2 protein-coding genes are annotated in these 7,580 nt (G+C 76.0%); both read left to right on the forward strand.

Annotation, left to right across the window (positions count from 1 at the left end; genetic code table 11):
• Nucleotides 1-96: 96 nt before the first annotated feature.
• Nucleotides 97-2,973, forward strand: a complete 2,877-nt coding sequence (locus E0D90_RS21410; protein ID WP_170215032.1) for a type I polyketide synthase — start codon at nt 97-99, stop codon at nt 2,971-2,973.
• Nucleotides 2,974-3,073: 100 nt separating this feature from the next.
• Nucleotides 3,074-7,580, forward strand: a 4,507-nt coding sequence (locus E0D90_RS21415) for a type I polyketide synthase (RefSeq protein ID WP_130799701.1), incomplete at its 3' end; no start/stop codon positions are given.

The raw sequence follows: 7,580 nt of genomic DNA on the forward strand, positions 1-7,580 counted from the left end.
GGGGCGGAGTCGTTGTGTGCGGTGCCGGTGTTGCGGAAGGGCCGTGGGGAGGCGGTGGGTGTGCTGGCGGCGTTGGGGCGGTTGCACTGTCATGGTGTGGCGGTGGACTGGTCGCCGTTGCTGGGTGGTGGGCGCAGGACCGATCTGCCGACCTACCCCTTCCAACGCGACCGCTACTGGCTGACCGCGCCCGATCGCACCACCGACCCGGCCGCCCACGGCCTCTCCCCGAGCACGCACCCCTGGATCGCGGCCGCGCTCGACGTGCCCGGCTCGGAGGGCGCCGAGACCGTCCTCTCCGGCAGGCTCTCCACCGCCGCGCAGCCATGGCTCGCCGACCACCGCGTATTCGGCCGGGTCGTCGTCCCCGGCACCGCGCTGGTCGACCTCGCCGTCCACGCGGCCGACCGGGCGGGAGTACCGGGCACGGTCGGCGAACTGGTCCTGCACACCCCCCTGCGGCTGCCGGAGAGCGGGGCCGGCACCACCCTGCGGTGCGTCGTCAGCCACCCCGACGCCGACGGGCGGCGCACGCTCACCGTGTACTCCGGCACCCCGGACTCGCCCGGATGGACGACCCACGCCACCGGCACCCTGGCCGCGCCGCCCGCCGGCCCGGCCACCACCGCTCCCGAACACGCCTGGGCACGGGAGTGGCCCGTGCCGGACACCGAACCCGTCGACCTGGACGGCTCCTACGAGACGCTGGCCGAACAGGGCCTGGGGTACGGGCCCGCCTTCCGGGGACTGCGCTCCGTCCGGCTGCGCGGCGGCGGCACGGGCCCCGGCGAGGTCTACGCCGAGGTCGCCCTCCCCACGGACCCGCCACCCGGCACCGACGGGTACGGTCTCCACCCCGCCCTCTTCGACGCCGTCCTGCACGCCACCCGCTACTGCTTCCCCGACGCGGGCGCGGGCGACGGCGACGGCACCCGCGGTGACGCGGCCGGGGACGCCCCCCGCACCCTGCTGCCCTTCGCCTGGACCGGCGTCCGGCTGTGGGCCACCGGGGCTGCCTCCGTGCGCGCCCGCGTCACCGCCGTGGGCACCGACGCCGTCTCCCTCGACCTCGCGGACGAGCTGGGCCGGCCGGTGCTGTCGGTGGAACGGCTCCAGCTGCGTGCGGCCGTCCCCGGCGACCTGCCGCCGGAGGAGGCGCTGCCGCTGTACGGAATCGAGTGGGAACGCCTGGAGAGCCCTGCCGGGACACCGCCCCCGTACGAGACCTGGGAGGTGCCCTCGGGCGCCGGCGGTGGTGCGGCGGTGCGTGAGGCGCTGCGGGTCGCGCAGGAGTTCGTGGCCGACCCGGAGCGTGCGGAGCGCGTGCTGGTCGTGGTCAGCCGGGGCGCGGTGGCCGTGGACACCGCCGACGGCCCTGCCGGGCCCGACGCGGAGGTGGACGTGGACGCCGCCGGGGTGTGGGGGCTGCTGCGTTCGGCCCAGTCGGAGTACCCCGGGCGGATCGTCCTGCTCGACACCGGAGCCACGGGCGCCCTCCCGGCCCCGGACGCCCTGGCCGGCCTCGCCGCCGCCGGCGAACCCCAGATCGCCCTGCGCGACGGCGTGCCCTTCGTCCCCCGCCTGGCCCCGGCGCCCGCTCCGCCCGCGGAGCTGCCGCCCCTGCCCTGGGCACCTGACAACACCGTGCTGGTCACCGGCGGCACCGGGGGTGTCGGAGCCGAAGTGGTACGCCACCTGGTCCGGGCGCACGGCATGCGCCACGTCCTCGCCGTCTCCCGCACCGGCCCGCGCGCACCCGGGGCCGAGGCCCTCACCGCCGCCACCGGCGGGGCCGTGGAGTTCGCCGCGTGTGACGTGACCGACCGCGCCCAGGTCGCGGCGCTGCTGGAGCGGATCACCGCCGACCGGCCGCTCGGCGCCGTCGTCCACGCCGCCGGAACCCTCGACGACGGTGTCCTCACCGAACTGACCCCCGAACGGCTGGACGGCGTCCGGGCCGCCAAGGCCGGCGGCGCCCTCGTCCTGGACGAGCTGACCCGAGCCCATGACCCCGCCGCGTTCATCGTCTTCTCCTCGGCCGCCGGTGTCCTCGGGGCGCCCGGCCAGGCTGCCTACGCCGCCGCGAACGCCGCCCTCGACGCGCTGATCGCCCGCCGCCGGGCCCTCGGGCTGCCGGGCCAGGCCCTCTCGTGGGGGCTCTGGGAGGGCACCGGCATGGCCGCCGGACTCAGCGGGCAGGAGGTGCGCCGCCTCACCGGCAACGGCTTCCCGCCCCTGCCGGCCGACCGGGCACTCGCCCTCCTCGACGCGGCGCTCGCACACCCCGCCGCCCATCTGCTGCCCCTGCCCGTCGGACCACGCCGGACCGCAGGCGCCGTGCCGCCGTTGCTCCGCCGCGTCCAGACCTCGGCCCCCGCCCGGCCCGGCGGGGGGCCGGCCACCCCCGTGGTGGCCACCGCCGCTTCGGCCACCGCCGACGGCGGGCCGGGCGCGCTCCTCGCCGCGCTCGCCCCGCTGCCGCACCCCCAGCGGCTCAAGCGCCTCACCGAACTCGCCGTGGCGGTCACCGCGTCCGTGCTCGGCCACACCACCCCCGCCGGGGTCGACCCGGACGCCTCCTTCACCGAACTGGGACTGGACTCCCTCACCGGCGTCGAACTGCGCAACCGGCTCGGCGCCGCGACCGGCCTCCAGCTCCCCGCCACCCTCACCTTCGACCGCCCCACCTGCGGGGAGGTGGCCGCCTACCTCGTCCGACGGCTGGCCCCCGCGGACAGCACCACCCGGCCCGGCGAACAGACGCTGCTCACCGACCTCGACCGGGTCGGCGCGGCCCTCGCCCGGCTCGACCCCGAGGACTCCGTGCGCCGCGCTGCCGTGACCCGGCTGCTCGGGCTGGTGTCCTCCCTCGACCCCGGCGGGCCCGGCGGCCGGGAGGCCGTGCCCGACGCCCTGGCGACCGGATCCGACGACGACATCTTCGACTTCATCGACAGACAGCTGGGCGTCTGACCCGGCGACCAGCCGGCCGGCAACGCGAACCACAGGTCCCGCGGAGCCCGGCGAGACCCGCGGCGACTCGACGCGCCGCGACGCAAAGGATGGGCGGACCATGGACGAGACGACGAAGCTCCGTGACTACCTCAAGCGGGTCACCGGCGAACTGCACCGGGCCCGCGGCCATCTGCGGGAGCTGACCGACAGGGAACACGAGCCGATCGCGATCGTCGGCATGGGCTGCCGCTTCCCCGGCGGCACCGACTCCCCCCGCAAGCTCTGGGAGTTCGTCGAGCAGGGCCGGCACGCGCTGACGCCCTTCCCCGCCGACCGCGGCTTCGACGTGGACGCCCTCTACGACCCCGACCCGGCCGTCTCCGGGAAGTCCTACCTCTGCCAGGGCGGATTCGTCGAGGACGCCGCCGACTTCGACGCGGGCCTGTTCGGGATCTCACCGCGCGAGGCCCTCGCCATGGACCCCCAGCAGCGCATCCTGCTGGAGACCGTCTGGGAGACCTTCGAGGACGCCGCGATCGACTCCTCGACCCTGCGCGGCTCCGACACAGGCGTGTTCATCGGCGCCTCCGCCCAGGACTACGACCGCGACGCCCGCGCCGGGCACAAGGACGTCGAGGGCTACCTGCTCACCGGCAACACCCCCAGCGTCGCCTCCGGCCGTGTCGCCTACACCTTCGGACTCGAAGGACCGGCCCTCACCGTCGACACCGCCTGCTCCTCGGCGCTGGTCGCCGTCCACCTCGCGGTGCGGTCCCTGCGCTCCGGGGAGTGCTCCATGGCGGTCGCGGGCGGCACCGCCGTCATCGCCAGCCCCGCCCTCTTCCTGGAGTTCTCACGGGTACGCGGCCTCGCGCCCGACGGGCGGTGCAAGTCCTTCTCCGACGACGCCGACGGCACCGGCTGGTCCGAGGGCGCCGGGGCCGTCCTGCTGGAACGGCTCTCCGACGCCCGCCGCAACGGGCACCGCGTGCTCGCCGTCATCCGTGGCTCCGCCGTCAACCAGGACGGCGCCTCCAACGGGCTGACCGCGCCCAACGGCCCCGCCCAGGAACGCGCCATCCGCGCCGCCCTCGCCGACGCCCGCCTGACCCCCGCCGACGTGGACGCCGTCGAGGCCCACGGCACCGGCACCACCCTCGGGGACCCCATCGAGGCCACCGCCATGCTCGCCACCTACGGCGCGGACCGGCCCGGGGACCAGCCGCTGCTGCTGGGCTCCGTCAAGTCGAACATCGGGCACGCCCAGGCCGCCGCCGGGGCCGCCGGAATCATCAAGACCGTGATGTCGCTGCGGGCCGGACTCCTCCCGCGCACCCTCCACGTCAGCAAGCCGACCAGCCACGTCGACTGGGACTCCGGCGCCGTCGAACTCCTCACCGCCAACACGCCCTGGCCCGAGACCGGCCGTCCCCGCCGCGCCGCGGTCTCCTCCTTCGGGGTGAGCGGCACCAACGCCCATGTGGTCCTGGAACAGGTACCGGAGGACGACGCGCCGCCGGAAACGCCCGCCGCCGACGTCGCGCCGCCGCCCTGGGTGCTGTCCGGCAAGACCCCGGACGCCCTGCGGGCCCAGGCCGCCCGCATCCGGGCGGTCGCCGAGGAACGGCCCGAGCTCTCCCTCGCCGCCGTCGGACGCTCACTCGCCACCGGCCGTGCCGCACTCGACCGGCGTGCCGTCGTCCTCGCCCCCGACCGGGACGGGCTGGTGGCGGCGCTCGGCGCACTCGCCGAGGACACCGAGGACCCCCGCGTCATCACCGGAGCGGCCGGCCCCGCCCGGCTCGCCGTCGTCTTCGGCGGCCAGGGCTCCCAGCGGCCCGGCATGGGACGCGAACTCCACGCCCGCTTCCCGGTCTTCGCCGAGGCCCACGACCGGGTCACGGGACTGCTCGGCACGGACACCGCCGCCGCGAACGACCTCGACCGCACGGGAGCCGCGCAGCCCGCGCTGTTCGCGCTGGAGGTGGCCCTGTGGGAGCTGGCCGGTTCTTTCGGGATACGGCCGGACGTCGTCGCCGGGCACTCCGTCGGTGAGCTGACCGCGGCCTGGGCGGCCGGGGTCTGGTCGCTGGAGGACGCCTGCACGGTGGTCGCCGCCCGCGCCCGCCTGATGGACGGGCTCGCCGAAGGAGGCGCGATGGCCTCCATCGGCGCCGGAGCGCGGGAGACCGCCGAACTCCTCGCGGACGTCGGGGGCGTGGAGATCGGTGCGGTCAACTCCGCCGCCTCCGTCGTGGTCACGGGCGACACCGCCGCCGTGCACCAGGTCGTCGAGGCCGCCCGCGGACGCGGCTGGAAGGCGAACCCGCTGCGGGTCTCCCACGCCTTCCACAGCGCCCGGATGGAACCCGCCCTGGACGAGTTCCGCGCCGTGCTCGACGGGGTGACCTTCCGGCAGCCCGAACTGGACGGGCTCTCCAACGTCACCGGCGGCGCGGCCGGGCGCTGGGACGACCCCGCCTACTGGGTGGAGCACCTGCGTCGCGCCGTCCTGTTCGCCGACAACGCCGATGCGCTCGCCGAGCGTGGTGTCACCGCCGTCCTCGAACTGGGCGCCGACGCGGCCCTCACCTCCCACGTGGCCCTGACCGTGCCCGAGTCGGTGTGCGCCGTGCCCGCGCTGCGCAAGGACCGCGACGAGACGGAGAGCCTGCTGGCCGCGCTCGGCGCCCTGCACTGCCACGGCGTCCGCGTCGACTGGGCGCCGCTCTTCGAGGGCGCGCCCCGTGCCGACCTGCCCACCTACCCCTTCCAGCGCGAGCGCTACTGGCTCACGGCGCCCGGCGCCGCCGCCGACGCCCGCGGGCTCGGCGTCACCGCCGTCGACCACCCCGTGCTGGCCACCGCCGTCGAACTCCCCGACACCGGCGGGCTGGTGCTCACCGGCCGCATCGCGGTCGACACCCACCCCTGGGTCGCGGACCACCGCATCCTCGGACAGGTCGTCGTGCCCGGCGCGGCCCTCGTCGAGATGGCGGTCCGCGCCGGCGACGAGGCGGGCTGCGGCACCGTCGAGGAACTGGTCACCTACGCCCCCCTGGTCCTCGGCGACCACGAGGCCCGGCAGATCCGGCTCACCGTCGGCGCGGCCCGGGAGGACGCGCAGGAGCGGCCGTTCGCGCTCTACTCGCGCTCCGAGCAGGGCGCGGCCGACGACTGGACCGCCCACGTCACCGGCACCCTCTCCCGCGCCGAGCAGAGCCCCGCCACCCTTCAGCAGGCCGCGGGCATCAACCGCGGCGGCGGGGAGATCCTCGACATCAGCGCCGAGTACGCCAACTTCGAGGAGAAGGGCTTCCTGTACGGGCCGGTCTTCCGCAACCTGACGGCGGTCCGCCGGGGGCGCGGCCATGTGGTCGCCGACCTCGAACTCCCCTCCACCGCGCACGAGGACGCCGCCAGGTTCGGCATCCACCCGGCGCTGCTGGACTCGGTCATGCACGCCCTCGGCCTGCTCTTCCCGAACGACGGCAAGGCCAAGCTGCCCTACAGCTGGGAGCGGGTCGTCCTGCACGCGGCCGGCGCCCACGCCGTCCGCGTCCGGGTGGCCAAGGCAGGCGAGGGCATGATCTCGTTCGTCGCCGTCGACCAGCAGGGCGAGCCCGTCCTCTCCGTCGAGCGGCTCACCCTCCGTGAGGTCGCCGCCGACGCCATCACCCAGGCGGGCACCGGGCGCGCCGACTCCTCGCTGCACCGGGTGGAGTGGGTCCCGGCCGCCTCCACCGGCTCCGGTGCGGCGCCCTCCCACCAGCTGTGGGAGGTGCCCTCGGGCGCCGGCGGTGGTGCGGCGGTGCGTGAGGCGCTGCGGGTGGCCCAGGAGTTCGTGGCCGACCCGGAGCGCTCCGGGTCGGTGCTGGTCGTGGTCAGCCGGGGCGCGGTGGCCGTGGACGCCGCCGACGGACCGGTGGACGTGGAAGCCGCCGGAGTATGGGGCCTGCTGCGGTCGGCCCAGTCGGAGTACCCCGGCCGGATCGTCCTCCTCGACACCCCGGACGGCGCCGACGGCGGAGTGGACCTCGCCGGGGCACTCGCGCTGGAGGAGCCGCAGGTCGCGGTACGCGAGGGGAAAAGCTGGGTGCCCCGGGTGGTGACCGGGCTGCCGGAGGAGAACCTGACGCTCCCGGACGGCGGCTGGCGCCTCGGCATCGCCGAGCGGGGCTCCGTCTCCGGCCTCACCGTCGAGCACGCCGAACCGCACGCACTGGGCCCCGGCGAGATCCGCGTCGCGGTGCGCGCCGCCGGCCTCAACTTCCGCGACGTCCTCAATGTGCTCGGCATGTACCCGGGCGACCCGGGTGCCCCCGGACTGGAGGCCGCCGGTGTCGTCACCGAGGTCGGCCGCGGGGTGACCGGGCTGCGCGTCGGCGACCGGGTCATGGGGCTGACGACCGACGCGTTCGCCGCGGAGGTCCGCTCGGACTTCCGCACCTGGAGCCGGTTCCCCGACACCTGGACGTTCGCGCAGGCCGCGACCGTGCCGCTGACCTTCCTCACCGCCTGGTACGGGTTGTTCGACCTCGGGGGGCTGAAGGCGGGGGAGCGGGTGCTGGTGCACTCCGCCGCCTTCAGCCCCCCGAGGTCGAACAACCCGTACCAGGCGGTGA

The organism is Streptomyces otsuchiensis, assembly GCF_004305975.1.
In the GTDB taxonomy this organism is placed as follows: domain Bacteria; phylum Actinomycetota; class Actinomycetes; order Streptomycetales; family Streptomycetaceae; genus Streptomyces; species Streptomyces otsuchiensis.